This window comes from Mycobacterium sp. SMC-15, from assembly GCF_045310925.1.
GTDB lineage: Bacteria > Actinomycetota > Actinomycetes > Mycobacteriales > Mycobacteriaceae > Mycobacterium.
Genome location: NZ_JBJIAJ010000002.1, coordinates 164,242 through 185,899, shown reverse-complemented (window position 1 = coordinate 185,899; position 21,658 = coordinate 164,242). Strand labels below are relative to the sequence as shown.

Genomic DNA, 21,658 nt, shown 5'->3' with positions numbered 1-21,658 from the left:
AGGAATGGTTGATTCGTGGACCAATGCCGCGGACGTCTTAGCCGGTACTGCCGGTCGATCCGCCGCTGCCGGCGGCGCCGTTGTCGCCGTCGGTCCCGCCGGTGCCCCCCGCACCACTGGATGCGCTCGAGCCGTCGGCGTTCTGGCCACCCGCGCCGCCCCCGCCGGCCGCGCCGCCGCTTCCGCCGACCTCGGCGGTCCCACCGGTCCCGCCCTGGCCGGCAGTCTGGCTGCCGAATGAGGTGCCGCGACTGGTGTTGCCGCCGTCGCCGCCGTCGCCGCCGCTACCGCCTTGACCACCGGAACCACCGTTGCCGCCGGCACCGCCCACGCCGGCCTGACCGGCACCGTCCGCACCGGCGGCCCCCGCGTCACCGCCCTGGCCGCCGATGCCGCCGGATCCGCCGTTACCGCCGTAGCCGCCGTTACCGCCGTTGCCGCCCTGGCCGCCGACCGCGGAGGTGCCGCCGACCGGCGCCGACATGTAGGCCTGTCCGCCGTTTCCGCCGTCGCCGCCATCACCGCCCACGGTGCCGTCGCCGCCGTTGCCGGCCGCGCCACCGACGCCACCGTTGCCGCCCACACCCGACATCGACCCGCCGGCACCGCCGGCACCGCCGGCACCGCCGTTGCCGCCGGTCACACCGCTGACACCGTTGCCACCGTCGCCACCGTTTCCGCCGGTACCACCGTGAGCGCTGCTGGAGCTGCCACCGACGTAGCCGTAGCCGCCGGTACCGCCGTCGCCGCCGTCGCCGGAAACCCCGCCGCTACCGCCGTTGCCGCCCTTGCCGCCAGTGGCCGTCTGGCCCAACCACGCACCGGTGTTGCCCCGGCCGCCGGTGCCACCGTTGCCGCCGTTCTGGATGTGCCCGCCGTTGTTGGCGCTGTTACCCGCGGTGCCATTGCCGCCGACTCCGGCGGTGCAGGAGCTGGTGCCCCCGGTGCTGCCGCAGTCCGATCCGCCGGCGCCGTTGCCGGCCAACGGGTTCGACCCGCCTTCGGTCGGTGCGGCCGGGTTGGTGCCCACCGCGCCCTTACCGCCGGCGCCGCCGTCTCCGCCGTTGCCGTTGCTACCGGCCGCACCACCGAGGCCGCCGTTGCCGCCGGATTGACCGGCGTTGTTGATCACGCCGATTCCGTTACCGCCCGCGCCACCGTTGCCGCCGTTACCGCCGCCGCCGACCGCGCCGACACCGCCGTGCGCACCGTCGCCCGCGCTACCGGCCCCGCCGCCGCCGCCCTGCCCGGCCGTGCCGCGTTCGCCACCGGTGCCGCCGTTGCCGCCGTTGCTGGCGTTCGCCGCGGCGCCACCTCCGACACCCTGGCCACCCTGGCCACCGGTGCCGGCGTCACCGGCGGCGCCGCCGCGCCCGCCGGCACCACCGGTTCCGTTGGCGGCGGTGCCGCCCTGGCCGCCCACGCCGCCCTGACCGCCGTTGCCGGCGTCACCGGCGTTGCCGCCGTTCTGGCCGGCAACAGACGCATTGAGCCCGGCACCACCGAGACCGCCCGTGCCGCCCGCGCCGCCCTGACCGCCGACGCCGCCATCACCGGCCACGGTGCCGCCGGCACCACCGGTCCCGCCGTTGCCACCGAGTCCGCCGTTGCCACCGTGCGTGCCGGTGCCGGAGGCATCGGTGACCCCGGCCGCCCCGGTAGCACCGGCACCGCCGTTGCCGCCCGCACCGCCGGTGCCGACCGTCCCGGCGTTGCCGCCGTTACCGCCCTGACCACCGACCTGCAGAGTGCCGTCGTACAGGATCTGGCCGGCGCCACCGTTGCCGCCCGCGCCGCCGTTGGAGTGGCCTGCGGCGCCGTCCGCACCATCCGCGGCGTGGCTGCCGTCGGCGCCGGTGCCACCGGCGGCACCCAGGCCGGCCTGCCCGACCGCCCCGCCGTCGCCGCCGTTGCCACCGGTGCCGGCCTCGAAGTCAAGGCCGCCGCCGGCCCCGTCGCCGCCTCGGCCGCCGGTCCCGCCGTTACCGGCCGCGCCACCGGTGCCACCGACCCCACCGGCACCGGCCGCGCCCGCGTTGCCGTTCACCGCGGTGCCGCCGGCACCACCGTTGCCGCCGTGTGCCGCGTTTCCGCCGTCGCCGCCGTCGCGACCGTCGCCGCCGTCGGTGCCCTGGCCCGCGGCATCGGTGGTCCCTGCGGTACCGACGAGTCCGTTGCCGCCGGCACCACCGCTGCCGCCCGCACCACCGGTGCCGCCCGCACCACCGTTGCCGGAGATAGTGCCACCTGCGCCGCCGACCCCGCCGTTTCCACCGGCCGCGCCGTCCCCGCCATTGCTTCCGTCGCCACCGGCGTCCGTGACGCCCGCGTTCCCGGTCGCGCCCGCGCCACCGTCACCACCGACGCCACCGGTTCCGACCGCGCCCGCGTTGCCGCCGGCACCACCGTTACCGCCGGCCTGGGAAGCACCGTTCGACAGCACCTCACCGGCACCACCGTCGCCACCGGCACCACCGTTGCCGCCGCCGACCGCCGCCGCGCCCGCCACACCACCGGCACGCTGGCTGACACCGTCGCCGCTGAGGCCGCCCTGCGCTGCGGCCCCAGCCTGGCCGGCGCTGCCCGCACTTCCGCCGGCGCCACCGTTGCCGGCGACCAGGTTCAAGCCGCCGCCCGCGCCGCGGCCACCGGCACCACCGTCGCCGCCGTGGCCGGCGTTGCCGCCGTTGCCCCCGATCCCGCCGATCCCCGCCTTGCCTGCGGCTCCGTTGACCGCGCTGCCGCCCAGACCGCCCTGACCGCCGACGCCGCCGTTCCCGCCATTGCCACCGTCGAGGCCGATGCCGCCGTTGCCGCCGTTGCCGCCGCTGCCGACCGCGGCATCGGTGCCCGCGGCGCCGGTCAGGCCGATGGCACCGTTACCGCCGTTGCCGCCGTGGCCGCCGACACCACCGGCGCCGCCGTTGCCGGCGATCGAGCCACCGCTGCCGCCGGCGCCGCCGACGCCACCGATGGCACCGTTGGCGCCGTTCACGCTGTTGACCGAGCCGGTTCCACCGCTGGCGCCCGCGCCGCCATCACCACCGCGGCCACCGTTGCCGATCGAGCCGGCGCTGCCACCCTGGCCGCCTGCGCCGCCGACCTGCATGGTGCCGTCGGACAGTTCGCGACCGTCGCCGCCGCGGCCGCCTTCGCCACCGTTACCGCCGCCGCCGATACCGCCGACCGCGCCGGCTGCGCCGTCGTGGCCGGATCCGGCGCCGGTGCCGCCATCGCCACCGGCACCCGCGGTGCCGCGCTCGCCGCCGCTGCCGCCATTGCCGCCGCTGCCGGCGGTCGCACCGGTACCACCACCGGTGCCCACACCGCCGTTGCCGCCGTTGCCGGCAGCACCCGCGGTGCCGCCCTGGCCGCCGGCCCCACCGTTGCCGTCGGTCGCGTCACCACCGAGGCCCCCGGCTCCGCCGGTGCCGCCGGTACCACCGTTGCCACCGGTTGCGCCGGACGCGCCGCTGCCGGGGGTCACGAAGCCGCCGCTACCGCCATTGCCGCCCGCGCCACCGGCACCGCCGCGGCCGCCGGCACCGCCGTCGCCGGAGAGGGTGCCGCCGGCACCGCCCTTACCGCCGACGCCGCCCGACGCGCCGTTACCGCCGGTCAGTCCATTGCCGCTCGCGTCGCGGCCACCGGTCGCACCTGCCGCGCCGCTACCGCCGTTGCCGCCCGCGCCACCGGTTCCGATCGCACCCGCGTTGCCGCCGTTGCCGCCGGCACCGCCGGCCTGGACCGTGCCATCGGCCAACACCTGGCCGTTGCCGCCGTTGCCGCCTACGCCGCCGATCGCGCTGCCCGCCGCACCCGCGGCTCCGCTGGCGGCCTGGCCGCCGGCACCGATACCGCCGGCGCCACCGTTTCCGGCTCCACCCGCCGTGCCGCCGCTACCGCCATTGCCGCCGTGGCCGGCCACCGCGTTGGCGCCGCCACCGGCGCCGTCGCCGCCGGCACCACCGGTGCCACCGTTACCGGCCGCGCCCCCGGCACCACCGGTGCCACCGACGCCCTGGCCGCCCGCGGAGCCGTGCGCCGCGGTGCCGCCCGCACCGCCGGCGCCGCCGATACCACCGCTGCCGCCGTTACCGCCGACGCTGCTGGTGCTGCCGCCGTCGCCGCCGTTCCCGCCACTTCCCGCGACCGCATCCACGCCGTCGATTCCGTTGGAGCCGGCACCACCGGCGCCGCCGGTTCCACCCACGCCACCGGCACCACCGACGCCGCCGTTACCCGAGATCGCGCCGCCGGCACCGCCCACGCCACCGGCACCGCCGACGCCGCCGGTCGCACCGTTGGTGCCGTTGCCCGAACCGCTGGTGATCCCGGCCGCACCCGTCGCCCCGGCACCACCGGTACCGCCCGCACCGCCGTTGCCGACCGCGCCCGCGTTACCGCCGTGACCGCCCACGCCACCGGCCTGGACCGTGCCATTGGCCAGCAGCTGCCCGGCACCACCGGTACCGCCCACGCCGCCGTCGCCGCCGGTACCCGTCGCGCCCGCTTTGCCGCCTACCGCATGCGCGCCGCCGGCACCCAGGCCGCCGGCGCCACCGGCACCGCCGGCACCCACCGAACCACCATTACCGCCGAGGCCACCCGCGCCGGCCGCGGCGGCCTTGCCACCACCAGCACCCGTGCCGCCCTGGCCGCCGTCGCCCGCGTTACCGCCGGCACCACCGGCACCACCGACACCGCCCGCACCGAATGCACCCGAGGTGCCGTGCGCCGCCGTACCACCGGCGCCACCGTTGCCGCCGAGGCCACCGATGCCGCCCTTGCCGCCATTGCCACCGTTCTCGCCGGTCCCGCCGGCACCACCGGTTCCGGCGGCCGCGTTCTGACCCGCATCGCCGGTCTCCCCGGCCCCGCCGGCGCCGCCGGTGCCACCGGCACCGCCCGCGCCTCCGGCACCGCCGTTACCCGAGACCGATCCACCGGCACCACCGGCACCACCGTTGCCGGCGACACCACCGGCGCCGCCCTGCAAGCCGTTGCCGTTGACGTCGTTGCCGCCCAGGGCACCCGCCGCGCCGTTACCGCCGACGCCACCGTTGCCGCCGTTGCCGGTCGACCCGCCGTCACCGCCCCGACCACCGTTACCGGCGGCCTGGCCCGGGTTGACCGCGCTGAAGCCGGCACCACCGTTGCCGCCGTTGCCGCTGACGGTGGCCGCTTCGCCGGCGCTGCCCGCCGCGCCCGCAACGCCGCCGGAGCCGCTGCCCGCCGCGCCGCCCCGACCCGCGGCACCGGCAATACCGGCTTCGCCGCCGCGACCGCCGTTGCCGCCGTTGAGGTGTGCGGCGGTCCCGGCCGCACCGTTACCGCCGTTGCCGCCCGCACCGCTGTCGCCACCGGCACCGCCTGCACCGCCCGATCCGCTGTGGCCCGCGGAGCCGAACAGGCCACCGGCCCCGGCGTCGCCACCGACGCCGCCGTTGCCACCCAGGCCACCGACGCCGCCGTTGGTCCCGGCACCGCCGTTTCCGGTGCCGGCACCGGTGAAGGTGCCCTGCGCGCCATCGGTACCCGCCGTGCCGCTGCCGCCGTCGCCGCCAACGCCGCCCACACCGCCGGACCCGCCGCTGCCGAAGAAGGTGCCGCCACCGCCACCGGCGCCACCAGCACCGCCGACACCACCGTTGCCACCGTCCCGGCCACCGGTGAAGCCGTCACCACCGGCACCACCGACACCACCGACGCCGCCGTTGCTGAAGTACAGCCCGCCCCGGCCCCCGGCGCCGCCGGCCCCGCCGGCCCCGCCGTTGAGGTGCACAGCGGTGCCGTCGCCGCCGACACCACCGTTGCCGCCGTTGCCGCCGCTGCCGAAGAAGAATCCACCGGCGCCACCCGCGCCGCCGGCGCCGCCCGCGCCACCGAACTGCCCGGCCGTACCGTCGGTTCCGTTGCCGCCATTGCCGAAGAGGCCGCCACCGTTGCCGCCCACTCCGGGCGCGCCGTTGATCGGAGCCGGGTCGCTGGTCAGGGCAGCGAAGGTGGCCATGCCGGGCCCGCCGGCCCCGGAGTCGCCGGCCCCGGTGTCACCGGCGCTGCCGGCGTTGCCGCCGTTGCCGAACAACCAACCGGCATTGCCGCCGTTGCCGCTGTAGCCGAAGCCGTTGCCGCCGTCTCCCAACAGCAGGCCGGCGTCACCGCCGTCCGGGTTGTCCGCGGTGCCGTCGGCGCCATTACCGATCAGGTACACCCCGAACATGCCGTTGATCGCACCGTTGACCTGCAGGCCGAGCGGGCTGTTGATCCAGTTCTCGATGCCGGTGTGCACCGGCTCGTAGAACAGCGTGTTGAACAGGTCCGCGAACGGGTCACTGGCGGCTGCGGACACCGGGACCAGCGCGGCGTCCCAGCCGCTGTCGAGCTGAGTGAACAGCGGCGACCAGGAGTCGGCATCGAAGATCGTCTGCCACGACGAGGCGTCGCCCAGGGTGGCGAAGGCATCGCCCAGGCTCTGACCGAAAAGGTCTGAGACCCAGTCCAGCTCGTCGGCATGGGCCGACGGCGCGACGGACAGCGGGGTCATCCCGAATGCCAGGAACGCGCCTACCGCGGTTCCGGCACCGGCGATGCGTTTGCGCCGACGCGCCCCGGCTGCGTTCGCCGTCCGCCGTTCCACACCGTCGCGCTTGCCACCCATTGCTGTTATCCGCCCTTGCTTTTCGTGAAGTGTTGGTTTTTGCCGAGGCCGTCTTCGACCGGCTTAGAAGCCGAACAACCCGCCGAGTTGTCCGATGCTGACGGAGATCAGATCGGTGCCGGAGATGCCCATGTTGGCCAGCAGGCCGTCGAGGTCCAGGCCGCCCAGGCCCAGGTCGTCGATCACGTCGTTGACCGTCAGGCCGTCGAGGCCCAGGCTGGCGACCAACGAGTCGATGGTGACGGCGCCCAGGCCCAGCGAGCTGGCGATGTCGTTCAGGGTGACGCCGCCGAGCAGACGCTGAAGAATCTCGTCCAGGTGGACGCTGTTCAGGTTCAGGTCATCGAGGAGATTGCCGACCTTGGCGCCGCCGAGCAGGCTCTCCAGGAACCCGTCCAGGTGAATGTTGTTCAGGCCCAAGTCGTTTGCGATCGAGCCGAGTGTCATACCGCCCAGCACGTGGTCGAGGAGGCCGCCGATGTCGACGTTGTTCAGGCCGAGGCTGCCCAGCAGCCCGTTGATCGTGACGTCCAGGCCCAACCGGTCGATCACGGTGTCGATGTTCAGGTTGTTCAGGCCCCAGGAGCTGAGCATCGACATCAGCGAGATGTTCATCAGACTCGAGAAGCCGTTGTTCAGAAGGTCGCTGAGCGTGACGTTGTCCAGCCCGAGGTTGTGCATGACGGTGTCGAAGGGGGTGCTCAGATTCAGGCCGGTGAGCAGCTCGCTGAGCTTCTCGCCGCCCACACCTGTCGCCCCCAGCAGCTGACCGATGGTGATGTCGGACAGTGGAGTACCGGGCGCCACGCCCAGGTTCGGGGCACCGGCGCTGTACAGCCGCTGCAGAGTCTCCAGCAGGCTGTTGGGCCCCATCAAACTGTTGAGGGTCTGGTAGCAGGACACGTTGTACAACCCCGGCAGCAGGGGGCAGGTGACGTCCGGGATGGGGATCGCGCCGTCGGCGAGTTCGAGCAACGTCTTGTCACCCATCCCGGCCTGGGTCAGCAGGTCGGTGAATTTCTGGTCGCCGATCTCGGTGCCTTCGAGCAAGTCACCCAGCGTCATGTCGGCCATCTCCGCGTTCTGCAGCAACTCCGACAGCGACATGTCGTAGCCGGCGCCCTGCAGGATCTCGATCACCAAGTCGCCGACGGTCATACTGCCGGCGCCGCCGCCACCGAACATGCCGCCCAGCAGGCTGTCGATCAGCTCGGCGAGGCTCTGGTCACCGAAACCCGAGGCGTCCAGCAGCGGGTTGATCACGCTGCCGAGCGTCATATCCGCACCACCGAACTGACTGAGCAGATCGGTGATGGTCGCGTCGCCGCCCACCGTGGTGTGAACGAGGTCTTTGAGCGCGTCGCCCAGGGTGAGGTCGCCGACGCCGAGCTGGCCGAGCAAGCCGGTGATGCTGGTGTCCGTCATCCCGGCGGAGTGCAGCAGTCCGGTCGCCAACTCGCCCACCGTCTGGTCGCCGAGGCCGAACTGGTCGAGCAGCCCGGCCAGGGACGGGTTGCCGATGCCGGCCTGACCGAGCAGGCCGGTCAGCACCTCGGCGATCGACTTGTCTCCCAGGCCCACCTGGTCAGCCAGGCCGGAGATCGTCGGGTTCCCGATACCCATCACGTCGAGCAGGTTGGCCGCCAGATCCGCGATCGGCTGGTCGCCGATCCCGAATTCGGACAGCAGCGCGGTGACGCTCAGGTGCCCGAAGCCCAGGCTGTCGAGCAGGCCGGTCAGCAGGCCCTCCACCGACTCGTCGCCGATGCCGAACTGGCCGAGGACGTCGCCGAGCGTCGTGTTTCCGACGCCGGCCAGGTCCACCAACTGGCCCAGTTGCAGGTCAACGGTCGCCGTGTGTGGTGCGACGAACAGCCCGTTGAACAGCGGGATGTTCATCCCCGCCACGTCGATGCCGGCCGTACCGAACAGGAAGGCGTTGATCAGCGTGCCCGGCGCGTTGAGCAGGATCATGAACGCGTTGCCGGGGTCGGCGGCGAGCTGATCCATGATGTCGTTCCACGCGTTGTTCAGCGTGATGAACGGGCCGATCATCGCCAGCAGGTTGTGCAGCGTGGAACCCAGCTCGATGTTGATCTGCGCCGGCAGTGGTACCGCGTTGACGGTGATCGTCGGCAGCAGTCCCCAGCTGGTCAGTAGGCCGGTGACGTCGTTCGCCGGGTCGGCGGTCAGCGTCACCGAGTGCTGCTGCGCAGCAAAGGACGTCGGGGCGGCGGGCATCGGCGCCACCGACGGCACGACGGCGATCAGTCCGGCGCCGACGACGGCGATCCCGGGCGTGAGGTAGGGGCGAAGGGTCTGCAGCATCAGGTTTCTCCGAGTCGATTCGGTGGATGGGGGCGGTTACACGCCGCCGAATAGCGAGGCGAAGAATCCGCCGAAATCGCCGAGATGGGTGTTGATGAGCACCATGTCGGACAGGCCGAACTGGTCCAGCAGGTCGTTGAGGGTGTCACTGCCCAGGCCCATGTTGGTGAGCATCGAGTTCAACGTTCCGTCGCCGAACAGGTCACCAAGCAGCTCGTCCAGCTCGGTGGTGGCGAGTTCGAAGCTGCTCAGCAGATCGGCGATGGTCTGTCCGCCCAGGAAGCCGCCGACCAGCGTGTCCAAGTCGGTGGTGGCGAAGCCCAGACCGCCCAGCACTGAGCCCAGTGACATGTCGCCCAGCAGGCTGTGCAGCAGCGCGTCGAGGTGGGTGTTGCCCAGGTCGGTGGTACCGAGCAACGAGCCCAAGGTCTGGCCGCTGAAGATGCCGTCGAGCAGGTCACTCAGATGCTGGTTACCGATACCCGCGTCATTGAGCAGCTGGCCCAAGGTGCCGGTGCCCAGCAGGTTGCCCAGCATCTCGTTGAGGGTGGTGTCGTTCAGCCCCATGTCGGTGAGCAGCTGGCCCAGGCTGGAGTTGTCCAGACCGAAGCTGGCGACCAGCTCGTCGAGCGTCTGGGTGTTCATGCCCATGCCGGTGAGCACCGAGCTCAGGGTCATCGAGAGGTTGGCTTCGATCAGATCGCTGAGCTTCTGGTCGGCCATCGGCCCGAGCAGCTGGGCGATGGTCTGATCGGCCATGCCCTGGTCCGCCAGGATGCTGTTGATCGTGTTGGCGTTGAGGCCGTCGATCATGCCCTGGCCGCCGATCTTGTCGGCGACGGTGTCACCGCCGGTGGCCCAGATCAGGTTGTTCAGGGTCAGGCCGCCGAAGCCGAGGTTGCTGAAGATGGTGCCCAGCGAGACGTTGCCCAGGTGGGCGGCGTCGACGATGTTCTGCATGGTCAGGCCGCCCAGCCCGGCGGCGTTGACCAGATCGCCGACGGTGGCGTCGCCCAGGCCGGCGCCGCCGAGGAAGTCGACGGCCAGCGAGCCCACGCTGACGTCGCCCAGGCCCATCGCGTCGATGAGGTCCAGCGGGGTCCGTTGACCCAGGTCCAGCGCGTCGAGCACCTTGGGCAGGATGTCGCCGATCGACAGGTCAGCCAGGCCCAGCGAGTTGAGTAGATCGACCGGGGTCCGCTGACCCAGGCCGAGACCGTCGAGGAGGCTGGCGGCCAGGTCGGAGACCGGCTGGTCGGCAAAGCCGAGCTGGTCGAGCAGGCCGGTGACGGTCGGGTCGCCGATGCCGGCCGCGTCGAGCACCGCCAGCAGTGCACCCGAGACCGACTGGTCGGCCAGGCCGACGTTGCCCAGCAGATCGCCGAGCGTCGGGTTGCCGATGCCGATCGCATCGAGCACCTTCGTGCCCAGATCCGCCACCGACTCGTCGCTGAGTCCGACGTTGCCCAGGATGTCGATCAGGTTCTTGTGCCCCAGGCCCATGGCGTCGAGCAGTCCGGTGGCGAGCTGCGCGGCGGACTGCGACCCGATACCGATCGCGTTGATCAGGTCCAGCGGGGTCTGGTCGCCCAGCCCCACCCCGTCGAGCAGGCTGGTGAGCATCGACCCGATCGGCAGGTCGCCGATCCCGATTCCGGACAGGATCGTGGTCAGGCTCTTCTCGCCGAGGTTCACCGTGTCCAGCACCTGGCTGAGGGTGATCTCGAGGTCGAAGGACTGCGGACCCGCCAGCAGGCCGTTGAACGCCGGGACGGTGATCCCGAAGAATTCGATGGTGTTGGTGCCGTTGAGCCACGCGTTGAGCAGGGTGGCCGGCGCGTTGAACAGGATGCTCAGCGTGTTGGCAGGGTCGATGGCGATCGCGGCCCAGATCTCGTTCCATGCGTTGGCGACCGTGACGAACGGTGCGACCGACGACAACAGCAGCCCGAGTTCCGACGGCAGCATCCCGGAGTCCACGTGCTGGCCCAGGTTGGCCAGGTTGGTGGCCGTGTTGCTGAACAGTTGATCCCAGGTGACCAGCACGTCGGACGTGTTGGCCATCAACCGCAGGTTCGACGGTTGCTGGACCGGCGCGAGATCCGGCCGTGGCGCCGGCGAGGTATGCAAGCTCACCTGCGGGATCGGCACAGCAGTGACGCTGACGAGACCGGCACCTACCAGGGCGACGCCCGTCGTGGCGTAGGGACGAAGTAACTGCTGCATCGGGAGTTTCTTCCATCTCGGGGGATCAAACTTTCGCGACAGTACATGAGAAGCGTCACATTTCAAATAGGGAACTCTCAGGCTCACAGACGCAATTCTTCGATTGGCGAAAGACAACGTCTGTAGTCAAAATAACGACAACAGACGTAGTCAGAGAATTGACAACATTTTGCGATTGCATTTCACAACAAGTCTGTTGATAGATGCATTGCACCTGTTCACAGCGACAACATGCGTAGTCAGAATTAGACAACGGACGTAGTCAATACCGCCCGTCCGATAGTCGGGGCAGCGTCAAGACTTCCAGCCCGGCACCGGCAATCAGGGCATATGGACCGCGCCGCCGACGCTTGCCATTCCCCAGCGATACTGATAATTCGCTGAGGGATCGTACATCACCGCAGCATATTCGGCGGACAACTGTCCGCCGACGAGCTACTGACCATTCCGCCGCGGCGGGTGCAGCGTCACCTTTGCGATGACACCCAGGGTCGCGGTTCCGGCACCGTTCGACGGCCGCATTGCCGTCACCGACGGCGTGCGAAGAGTTCGCCGATCCGACGCAGCAAGACAGTTTGCTGGACGGTACCCGCGGTACCGCCAACTTGACGCCCGCCGGGGATGCGCCGGTGTCTAGTCCGATTCGCGGCGCTGGCGTGCCAGCCTGCCCACGAACCGGGCCAGGCCGAGTGCCATCTGCTGCTTGGCGGCCGTTCCCGGTTCGGGCGCCGGGGGCAGCGGAGCGTTCCACTGGGCGAGAGCCGCCAGCTCACCCGCGCTGAACTTCTCCCGGCACGCGGCCCGCTGGATCTTGCCGCTGGACGTGGTGGGAATGCTCATCGGCCTGACCAGGAGCACGTCGTGCACCTCGGTCCGGTGGTGGCGCAGGACCGCGTCGCGGATCGCGGTCAGCACACCGTCGGTATCGGTGTCGCTCATCCGGTGTCTCTGCACCTCTTGGACCACCACGAGCCGTTCACCGGCGAACGGATCCCCGCGCTCGCCGGTGATCGCGAACACGGCACCGCGGCCGGGCAGCAACACCGAGTCGCAGCCCTGCACGGTGCGCTCGATGTCGTTGGGGTAGTGAACGACGTCGCCCAGCACGACCAGGTCTTTACAGCGACCGGTGACGAACAGTTCACCGTGATGCAGGAATCCGCGGTCCCCGGTGCGCAAGAACGGGCCGTCAAACTCTTGGCCGCTGTCAGCCAGGTACGCGGCGAAGGTCTGCTCGGTCTCCGTGCTGCGCCGCCAATATCCTTGCCCGACGCTGGGTCCGGCGACCCAGATCTCCCCGACTCCGTCGGCGTCGCACTCGATTCGGGTTTCCGGGTCGACGATGATGACCCGCTGGCCGCCCCGCGGCCGCCCGCAGCCGACCACCGCGGCTGCGCGCGGATCATCCGGAGCGGCTTCGACAACCCGGTCTTCACCGAGTGCCCCGCGATCGACGTGCACGACCACCGGCAGCGGCGAATCCGATCCACCGGACACTCCCAGCGTCGCCTCCGCCAGTCCGTACACCGGCAGAAACGTCTCGGGGGCGAACCCGGCCGGCGCGAACGCCTCCGAGAATGCCTGCAGCGATTCGGGATTCACCGGTTCGCCGCCATTCAGGGCGACCTGCCAGTTGGACAGATCGAGCGCCGCGCGCTCGGCCGGCGTGCTGCGCTTGACACACCAGTCGTAGGCGAAGTTGGGTGCGCCGGAGATGACGGCCCCGTGCCGGGACATCGCCTCGAGCCAGCGCATGGGGCGCATCAGGAAGGCGCCCGGCGACATCACCACCGTGGTCGTCCCGACGTACAGCGTCATCAGGACACCGCCGATGAGGCCCAGGTCGTGGTACTGCGGCAGCCAGGTCACCGAACCCACCGGGCGATGGAACACCGGGTTGTCCGGCGTGGGGTTCCAGGTCTGGCGAACGGTCTCCAGGTTGTGCATGAAGTTGCCGTGGGTCAGCACCACACCCTTGGGCGCCTTGGTGGTTCCGGAGGTGTATTGAATCGCCGCAACGGTCGCCGCGGTCACCGGCGGCAGCGCCCAACGGTCGGCAGCGGACTCATCGCCGCTCAATTCTTCGGTGGCGAACCACTGCAGCGGCGCTAAGCCCGCCGCCTGGGCTGCGCGGTCCGCCGCCGCGCGGATCCCCTCTTGGGTTTTCGTGGTGGCCAAGGCAGTTTCGGCGCGCGCATCGGGCACGATTGCCTCGATCCGCGCCGAGGTCCACTGCGCGTCCACCGGAATCGCGATGGCGCGGGCATACAGGCAACCGAAGAAGGCGACGATGCTGTCCAGGCCCGGGCGGCAGAAGATCAATACTCGCTGGCCCGCCGCCCCGTGCTGCTGCAGACCGGCGGCGACGGCCCGGGCCCGACGGTCCAGCTCGCGATAGGTCAGCCGGTCGTGTTCGTCGTCGCCCTCCGGGCAGAACCGGAAGGCGACCTTGTCGTCGTGGCGGTCGGCCTGCTGCGCAAGCAGGTCCACCAACGTAAATGCGCTGGGCTCTGTCGTTGACATCGCCCAGCGCACCTACGGATCGAACGGATTTACTGCTGCTGAATTACTGCTGCTGGCAGAGGTTGTCCAGGACGTCGATCTGACCGCGCAGCTGGTCGCGCAGCGGCTGCTGGACGGCGTCCTCGGGCGAGTGCCCAGCCAGGTAGTTGATGCTCAGCGACTCGAGGGTGTCGGCCATGTCGCCAACGGCCTTCGACAGGTCGGCCGGGGTGGCCGGGTTGGCCTCGAGGTTCTGGTGCAGGAAGGCGCCACCGGCGAACAGCGAAAGCCGCGCGTTGGTGCCGACCGCCAGGTCACCGGCCAGGTCGCCCGGGACCGGGTTCTGCAGGTTGGTGTTGAACTGGGTGCCCTGCCGCACGACGCCCTGCGCCTCGCAGATCTTGCCCTTGGCGTCGGCACGCTGGTCGTCCGAGAACTTCTGGCTCGTCGACGGGTGGAACCAGCCGAAGATGGCCAAGACGATGCCGATCACGGCCAGCGCCAGCGCGGCGATCGTGGGCACCGACAACGCCGACGACGAGGTGGAAGATTGCGGAAAACCCGCGGTCTTGGGCTTGGCAGAGGAGGATTCGCTCGCAGAAGTCTCAGGCATTGCGCGATCGTAGCGGGACAGATCGCATTAGTCACGCTGAACCGGGATCCGGCGCGTTGGCGGTACCCTCATGTGCGATGTTGAGCACCGAGTTGCAGACCACAACGCGCCGCCTCACCGGCTGGGGCCGCACCGCGCCGAGCGTGGCGCAGGTGTTGTCGACCCCGGATGTCGAAATCATCGCCAAGGCGGTGGCTCGCTCGGCCGACGACGGAAGTCGCGGCGTGATCGCCCGCGGCCTGGGCCGTTCATATGGCGACAACGCCCAAAACGGCGGCGGCCTGGTGATCGACATGACCGCGTTGAACCGGATCCACTCGATCTCGTCTGACCGCGGCGTCGTCGACGTCGACGGTGGAGTGAGCCTGGATCAGTTGATGAAGGCGGCATTGCCGTTCGGGTTGTGGGTGCCGGTGCTGCCCGGGACGCGCCAGGTCACCATCGGCGGGGCGATCGCCTGCGACATCCACGGCAAGAACCACCACAGCGAGGGCAGCTTCGGCAACCACGTGGTGTCGATGGAGTTGCTGACCGCCGACGGCTCGGTGCGCCAGCTGACACCCGACGGCCCCGAGGCTGCATTGTTCTGGGCCACGGTCGGCGGCAACGGTCTGACCGGGATCATCCTGCGCGCCACGATTGCCATGACGCCGACCGAGACGGCGTACTTCATCAACGACGGCGACAACACCGCAACTCTCGATGAGACCATCGCCTTTCACAGCGACGGCAGCGAAGCCAACTACACCTATTCCAGTGCGTGGTTCGACGCGATCAGCCCGCCACCGAAACTGGGCCGCGCCACCATCACCCGCGGGCGCCTGGCCCTGCGCGACGAGCTGCCGGCCAAGCTGGCCCGCAACCCGCTGAAGTTCGACGCGCCGCAGTTGATGACGGTGCCCGACATCTTCCCCAACGGGTTGATGAACAAGTTGAGCCTGAGCGCCATCGGCGAGCTGTACTACCGCCGCGGCGGCCACTATCGCGGCAAGGTGCAGAACCTAACGCAGTTCTATCACCCGCTCGATCTGCTGGGTGAGTGGAACCGCGGCTACGGTCCGGCCGGCTTCGCCCAGTACCAGTTCCTGGTGCCCACCGAGGCCGTCGAGGAGTTCAAGAGCATCATCATCGACATCCAGGCCAGCGGGCACTACTCGGCGCTCAACGTGTTCAAGCTGTTCGGACCGGGGAATGAGGCGCCGCTGAGCTTCCCGATGCCCGGCTGGAACGTGTGCCTGGACTTCCCGATGAAACCCGGCGTCAACGAGCTGCTCAACTCCCTCGACCGCCGGGTGCTGGAGTTCGGCGGTCGGCTCTACACCGCCAAGGACTCCCGCACCACCGCGGAGAATTTCCACGCCATGTACCCGCGTATCGACGAGTGGATCGCGGTGCGACGCAAGGTCGATCCCGACGGGATCTTCGCCTCCGATATGGCCCGACGTTTGGAGCTGCTCTAGATGGTGTTCGACGCGACCGGTAATCCCCAGTCGATTCTGCTGCTGGGCGGCACGTCCGAGATCGGTTTGGCGATCTGTGCGCGCTACCTGCGCAACGCCTCGGCCAGCGTGGTGCTGGCCTGCCTGCCCGGTGACCCCGGCCGCGACGGCGCCGTGGCGGCGATGGAGGCGGCCGGCGCCAAGTCGGTGCGGATCGTCGACTTCGACGCGCTGGACACCGCAAGCCACCCGGCGATGATCGACTCCGCGTTCTCGGGCGGCGATATAGATGTGGCGATCGTGGCGTTCGGCATGGACGCCGACGCCGAGGAGCTCTGGCACAACCAGGCCAAGGCGGTGCAGGTCGCCGGGATCAACTACACCGCAGCGGTTTCGGTGGGCGTGTTGCTCGCGGGCAAGATGGGCGCCCAGGGCTTCGGCCAGATCATCGCGATGAGCTCGGTGGCCGGTGAGCGGGTTCGCCGGACCAACTTCGTCTACGGCTCCACCAAGGCCGGGCTCGACGGCTTCTATCTCGGCCTGGGTGAGGCGCTTCGCGAAGACGGGGTGCGGGTGCTGGTGATCCGACCCGGCCAGGTGCGCACCCGGTTCTCCGCGCACGTCAAGGAAGCCCCGTTGACCGTCGATAAGGAAGACGTCGCCGAACTGGCGGTGGCCGCGGCCGCCAAGGGCAAGGAGATCGTCTGGGCGCCAGGGGCGTTCCGCTACGTCATGATGGTGCTTCGGCACGTCCCGCGGGCGATCTTCCGCCGGCTGCCCATCTGATGCGCACCGCGCTGACCACCGTCGGTCAGATGATGCTGGCCGCCACGCTGGCCGTCGTCGTCGCGGTGGTCGCGCTGATGGCGATCGCCCGGGTGCAGTGGCCCGCGTATCCGTCGTCGAACCAACTGCATGCGCTGACCACCGTCGGGCAGGTCGGCTGCCTGGCCGGGCTGGCCGCGGCGGCCATGCTGTGGCGACGCGGCCGCCAGACGTTGGGCTGGCTGGCCGCGGTGGTGTTCACCAGCGCGTTCTCGGTGGTCACGCTGGCGATGCCGCTGGGGGCCACCAAGCTCTACCTGTTCGGGATCTCGGTGGACCAGCAGTTCCGCACCGAATACCTGACCCGGCTGACCGACAGTCCCGCATTGGCCGACATGACCTACCTCGGGCTGCCGCCGTTCTACCCGCCGGGCTGGTTCTGGCTCGGCGGGCGGGCCGCGGCCTGGACCGGCCTGCCGGCCTGGGAGATGTACAAGCCGTGGGCCATCACCTCGATCGCCGTGGCGGTCGCGGTCGCGCTGGTGCTGTGGAACAAGCTGATCCGCTTCGAGTACGCGCTGCTGGTCACCATCGCCGGGGCCGCGGTGACGCTGGCCTACAGCTCCCCGGAGCCCTACGCGGCGATGATCACCGTGCTGCTGCCCCCGGTGCTGGTCCTGACCTGGTCGGGTCTGCGGGCGTCCGGTCGCGGCTGGGGAGCCATCGTCGGCGCCGGTGTCTTCCTGGGCTTCGCCGCCACCTTCTACACCCTGCTGGTGGCCTACACCGCATTCACGGTGACGCTGATGGCGGTGGTGCTGGCGGCGTCCCGGGCGATCAAACGCGCCGGCGCCAAGGCCGCGCTGAGCCCGCTGGGGCGGCTGGCGGTGATCGGCGTGATCGCCGTTGCCATCGCGTCGATCACCTGGACGCCCTACCTGCGGCAGGCGCTCTACCACCCGCCCGGCGAGTCCCGCAGCGCCTTCCACTACCTGCCCGGCGACGGCGCGGAGCTGAGCTTCCCGATGCTGCAGTTCACGCTGCTCGGCGCGCTGTGTCTGCTGGGCACGGTGTGGCTGGTGGCGCGGGCCAGCAAGTCAACCCGCGCCGGGGCGCTGGCGGTCGGCGTCGTCGGCGTCTACCTGTGGTCGCTGCTGTCGATGCTCTCGACCCTGGCCCTCACTACCCTGCTGAGCTTCCGACTCCAGCCGACGCTGACGGTGCTGCTGGCCACCGCCGGAGTATTCGGCTTCGTCGAGGGCGCCCAGGCGCTCGGCCGGGCCGCGCAGGGCTGGCACACCATCGTCTACCCGGTCGCGACCGCGGTGGGGTTGGCCGGGGCGCTCGCGTTCAGCCAGGACATTCCCGACGTGCTGCGGCCTGACATCACCGTCGCCTACACCGACACCGACGGCCACGGCGACCGCGGCGACCGACGCGCACCGGGGGCCGCGAAGTATTACGAGGCCGTCGATGCGGCCATCACGAAGGCCACCGGCAAGGCTCGCAACGAGACCGTGGTGCTCACCGCCGACTACAGCTTCCTGTCCTACTACCCCTACTGGGGCTTCCAGGGGCTGACGCCGCACTACGCCAACCCGCTGGCACAGTTCTCCGCGCGCGCCGCCGCGATCGAGGCCTGGTCCAAGCTCGAGACCTCGGAGCAGTTCACCCGCGCGCTCGACGACTTGGCGTGGCCGGCGCCGACGGTGTTTCTGATGCGCCCCGGCGCCGGCGACACCTACACGCTGCGGCTGGCCAAGGACGTTTACCCCAACCATCCCAACGTGCGGCGCTACACCGTAGAGCTCGATGCGGCCCTGTTCGCCGGGCCGCAGTTCCACGTGCAGAAGATCGGCCCGTTCGTGCTTGCCATCCGCACCTGACGGACGCCATCGGCCGCACCGATAGCATCTGTCCGTGACCGATACGCGCGCCGACTTCCGGATCGCTCGGGCCGTCGCCGTCGTCGCCGGCGTGCTGGGCACCCTACTGGCGATCCTCACCCCGTTATTACCGGTCAAACAGACCACTGCCGAACTCAACTGGCCGCAGAACGGTGTCCTGGCCAGTGTGCAGGCACCACTGATCGGCTACGTCGCCACCGACCTGGACATCAGCGTGCCGTGCCAGGCCGCGGCGGGCCTCACCCCCGCCAAGTCGGTGCTGCTGTCCACGGTGCCCAAACAGGCCCCCAAGGCCGTCGACCGCGGACTGCTCATCGAACTCGTCAACGACGACCTGGTTCTGGTGGTGCGCAACGTGCCGGTGGTGGTGGCACCGCTGTCCCAGGTACTCGGCCCGGACTGCCAGAAGCTGACCTTCACCGCGCACGCCGACCGGGTGACCGCCGAGTTCGTCGGCCTCAAGTACGGACCGCACGCCGAGAAACCCGGCTCCCCGCTGACCGGGACCCGAAGCGGCTACGACTTCCGCCCGCAGATCGTCGGCGTCTACACCGACCTGGCCGGCCCGGCGCCGGCCGGCCTGGACTTCACCGCCACCGTCGACACCCGGTTCTCCAGCGCACCCACCCCGCTCAAGCTGGCCGCGATGATCCTCGGGGTGACGCTGACCATCGTCGCGCTGATCGCCCTGCACATCCTCGACACCGCCGACGGCACCCGGCACCGGCGCTTCCTGCCGGCCCGCTGGTGGTCGGCCTCACCGCTGGACGCGTTGGTCACGCTAGTCCTGGTCTGGTGGCACTTCGTCGGCGCCAACACCAGCGACGACGGCTACATCCTGACCATGGCGCGGATCTCCGAGCACGCCGGCTACATGGCCAACTTCTACCGCTGGTTCGGTACGCCGGAGGCGCCGTTCGGCTGGTACTACGACCTGCTGGCGGTGTGGTCGCAGGTCTCCACCACCAGCATCTGGATGCGGCTGCCCACCCTGGGCATGGCGCTGGCCTGCTGGTGGCTGATCAGCCGCGAGGTGATCCCTCGCCTGGGCCACGCCGTCAAACACAGCCGGGCGGCGGCCTGGACCGCGGCCGGCATGTTCCTGGCGTTCTGGCTGCCGCTGAACAACGGCCTGCGTCCCGAGCCGATCATCGCGCTGGGCATCCTGGCGACCTGGTGCTCGGTGGAGCGGGCGGTGGCCACCAGCCGGCTGCTGCCGCTGGCGATCGCCTGCATCATCGGCGCGATGACGCTGTTCTCCGGCCCGACCGGGATCGCGTCGATCGGCGCGCTGTTGGTGGCGATCGGGCCGCTGCGCACCATCTTGCATCGGCGGTCCAAGCAGTTCGGGCTGGCGCCGTTGCTGGCCCCGATCGCCGCGGCGGTCAGCATCACCGCGATCGTGATCTTCCGCGACCAGACCCTGGCCGGCGAGATCGAAGCCAGCACGCTGAAGTCCGCGGTCGGGCCCAGCCTGGCCTGGTTCGAGGAGCACGTCCGCTACGAACGGCTGTTCCTGGCCACCCCCGACGGCTCGGTGGCGCGCCGATTCCCGGTGCTGGCACTGGGCGTCGCGCTGGCGGTCTCGGTGGCGATGGCGCTGCGCAAGGGCCGGATTCCCGGCACCGCGGCCGGACCCAGCCGGCGCATCATCGGGATCACCATCATCTCGTTCATCGCGATGATGTTCACGCCCACAAAGTGGACGCATCACTTCGGTGTGTTCGCCGGCCTGGCCGGATCGGTGGGGGCGCTGGCCGCCGTCGCAGTGGGGGCCGCGGCCATGCACTCCCGGCGCAACCGGACGCTGTTCACCGCAGTCGTGCTGTTCATCACCGCGCTGTCGTTCGCCAGCGTCAACGGCTGGTGGTACGTCTCCAACTTCGGGGTGCCGTGGTCGAACGCCTTCCCCAAGTGGCATCTGGCGTTCGCGACCATGGGTGTGGCGCTGACGGTATTGACGGCGCTGGTGGCGGCCTGGTTCCACTTCGTCAACGGCGCCGAGCGGCCGCCGCGCTGGACGGCGCTGTCCGGCTATCCCCTGGCCATCGCCTCCTGGGTGCTGATCGTGTTCGAGGTGGTGTCGCTGACCGCCTCGATGCTCGGCCAATACCCGGCCTGGACGGTGGGCCGCTCCAACCTGGCTGCGATTCCGGTGCTGGGTTCCGGGCGGACCTGCGGACTGGCCGACGACGTGCTGGTGGAGCAGGACCCCACCGCCGGGATCCTCACCCCGATCGATGCTCCGGTCGCCGACGCGCTCGGCGCCACGTTCTCGGTCGGGTTCACCCCCAACGGGATTCCCGCCGACGTCTCGGCCGACCAGGTGATCGGCCCGCCCGGATTGGGCCGGCTGGCCGACGACGACGCACAGACCGCCGGCGGCGAGGCCGGTACCGAAGGTGGCACCACCGCCGCCGAGGGTGTGAACGGCTCTCGCGCCCGGCTGCCCTACAAGCTGGACCCGGCCCGGGTGCCGGTACTGGGCAGCTGGCGCCCCGGCATTCAGGTCCCCGCGCTGCTGCGTTCGGCCTGGTACCGGCTGCCCGCCGACCGGGCCGACGCCGGGCCGCTGCTGGTGGTGACGGCCGCCGGCCGCTTCGACCGCGGCGAGGTCACCGCGCAGTGGGCCACCGAGTCCGGCGCCGCGAACGACAAGCCCGGCGGGACGGTCGAGTTCGGTGACATCGGCGCGGTCCCGGCGTGGCGCAACCTGCGCGCACCGATGTCGGCGATCCCGCCCGAGGCCACCCGCATCCGGTTGGTGGTCCGCGACGACGACCTGGCCCCACAGCACTGGATCGCGGTGACGCCGCCGCGCGTGCCGCAGCTGCGCACCCTGCAGGACGCGGTCGGCTCCTCGGATCCGGTACTGCTGGACTGGCTGGTAGGCCTGGCGTTCCCCTGCCAGCGGCCGTTCGGTCACCGCAACGGGGTGACCGAAGTGCCGAAGTGGCGGATCCTGCCGGACCGGTTCGGCGCCGAGGCGAACTCCCCGGTGATGGACAACAACGGTGGCGGTCCCTTGGGCATCACCGAGTTGCTGGTGCGCGCGACCACGGTGCCCAGTTATCTGAACCACGACTGGTTCCGCGACTGGGGCGCCCTGCAGCAGTTGACGCCGTACTACCCGGCGGCCACCCCGGCGCAGCTGGATCTGGGCACCGCCGTGCGTTCCGGGCTGTGGAGCCCGGCACCGTTGCGGCACTGATTTCTT

The 21,658-nt window shown here is 70.7% G+C and carries 9 protein-coding genes; 4 read left to right on the top strand and 5 right to left on the bottom strand.

Annotated features, from left to right (window positions below):
- Nucleotides 1–37 precede the first annotated feature (37 nt).
- From ACJH71_RS03860 to ACJH71_RS03840, 5 genes are all read right to left on the bottom strand, one after another.
- Nucleotides 38–6,661: a PE family protein gene (locus tag ACJH71_RS03860; RefSeq protein ID WP_406756725.1), complete on the bottom strand. Its 6,624-nt coding sequence runs from the start codon at nt 6,659–6,661 to the stop codon at nt 38–40.
- A gap of 63 nt (nt 6,662–6,724) precedes the next feature.
- Nucleotides 6,725–8,989: a hypothetical protein gene (locus ACJH71_RS03855; protein ID WP_406756724.1), complete on the bottom strand. Its 2,265-nt coding sequence runs from the start codon at nt 8,987–8,989 to the stop codon at nt 6,725–6,727.
- 36 nt (nt 8,990–9,025) lie between these two features.
- Nucleotides 9,026–11,215: a hypothetical protein gene (locus ACJH71_RS03850; protein ID WP_406756723.1), complete on the bottom strand. Its 2,190-nt coding sequence runs from the start codon at nt 11,213–11,215 to the stop codon at nt 9,026–9,028.
- 633 nt (nt 11,216–11,848) lie between these two features.
- Nucleotides 11,849–13,738, bottom strand: a complete 1,890-nt coding sequence (locus ACJH71_RS03845; protein ID WP_406756722.1) for a fatty acyl-AMP ligase — start codon at nt 13,736–13,738, stop codon at nt 11,849–11,851.
- Between the two features lie 43 nt (nt 13,739–13,781).
- Complete coding sequence (locus ACJH71_RS03840) at nt 13,782–14,330, bottom strand: hypothetical protein (RefSeq protein ID WP_406756721.1); 549 nt, start codon at nt 14,328–14,330, stop codon at nt 13,782–13,784.
- A gap of 77 nt (nt 14,331–14,407) precedes the next feature.
- Here ACJH71_RS03840 and ACJH71_RS03835 point away from each other — a divergent pair, with 77 nt between their 5' ends.
- From ACJH71_RS03835 to ACJH71_RS03820, 4 genes are read left to right on the top strand one after another with little or no spacing between them, the layout of a single operon-like run.
- Nucleotides 14,408–15,790, top strand: a complete 1,383-nt coding sequence (locus ACJH71_RS03835) for an FAD-binding protein (RefSeq protein ID WP_406756720.1) — start codon at nt 14,408–14,410, stop codon at nt 15,788–15,790.
- Nucleotides 15,791–16,555 (top strand): decaprenylphospho-beta-D-erythro-pentofuranosid-2-ulose 2-reductase, encoded by a 765-nt coding sequence (locus ACJH71_RS03830; RefSeq protein ID WP_406756719.1) that lies wholly within the window; start codon nt 15,791–15,793, stop codon nt 16,553–16,555.
- Nucleotides 16,555–18,420 carry a galactan 5-O-arabinofuranosyltransferase gene (locus tag ACJH71_RS03825; protein ID WP_406756718.1) on the top strand — a complete coding sequence of 622 codons (1,866 nt, stop codon included), beginning with the start codon at nt 16,555–16,557 and terminating at the stop codon, nt 18,418–18,420. Before ACJH71_RS03830 ends, ACJH71_RS03825 begins: the two co-directional genes overlap by 1 nt.
- A 34-nt stretch (nt 18,421–18,454) precedes the next feature.
- Nucleotides 18,455–21,652: an arabinosyltransferase domain-containing protein gene (locus ACJH71_RS03820; RefSeq protein WP_406756717.1), complete on the top strand. Its 3,198-nt coding sequence runs from the start codon at nt 18,455–18,457 to the stop codon at nt 21,650–21,652.
- Nucleotides 21,653–21,658 lie beyond the last annotated feature (6 nt).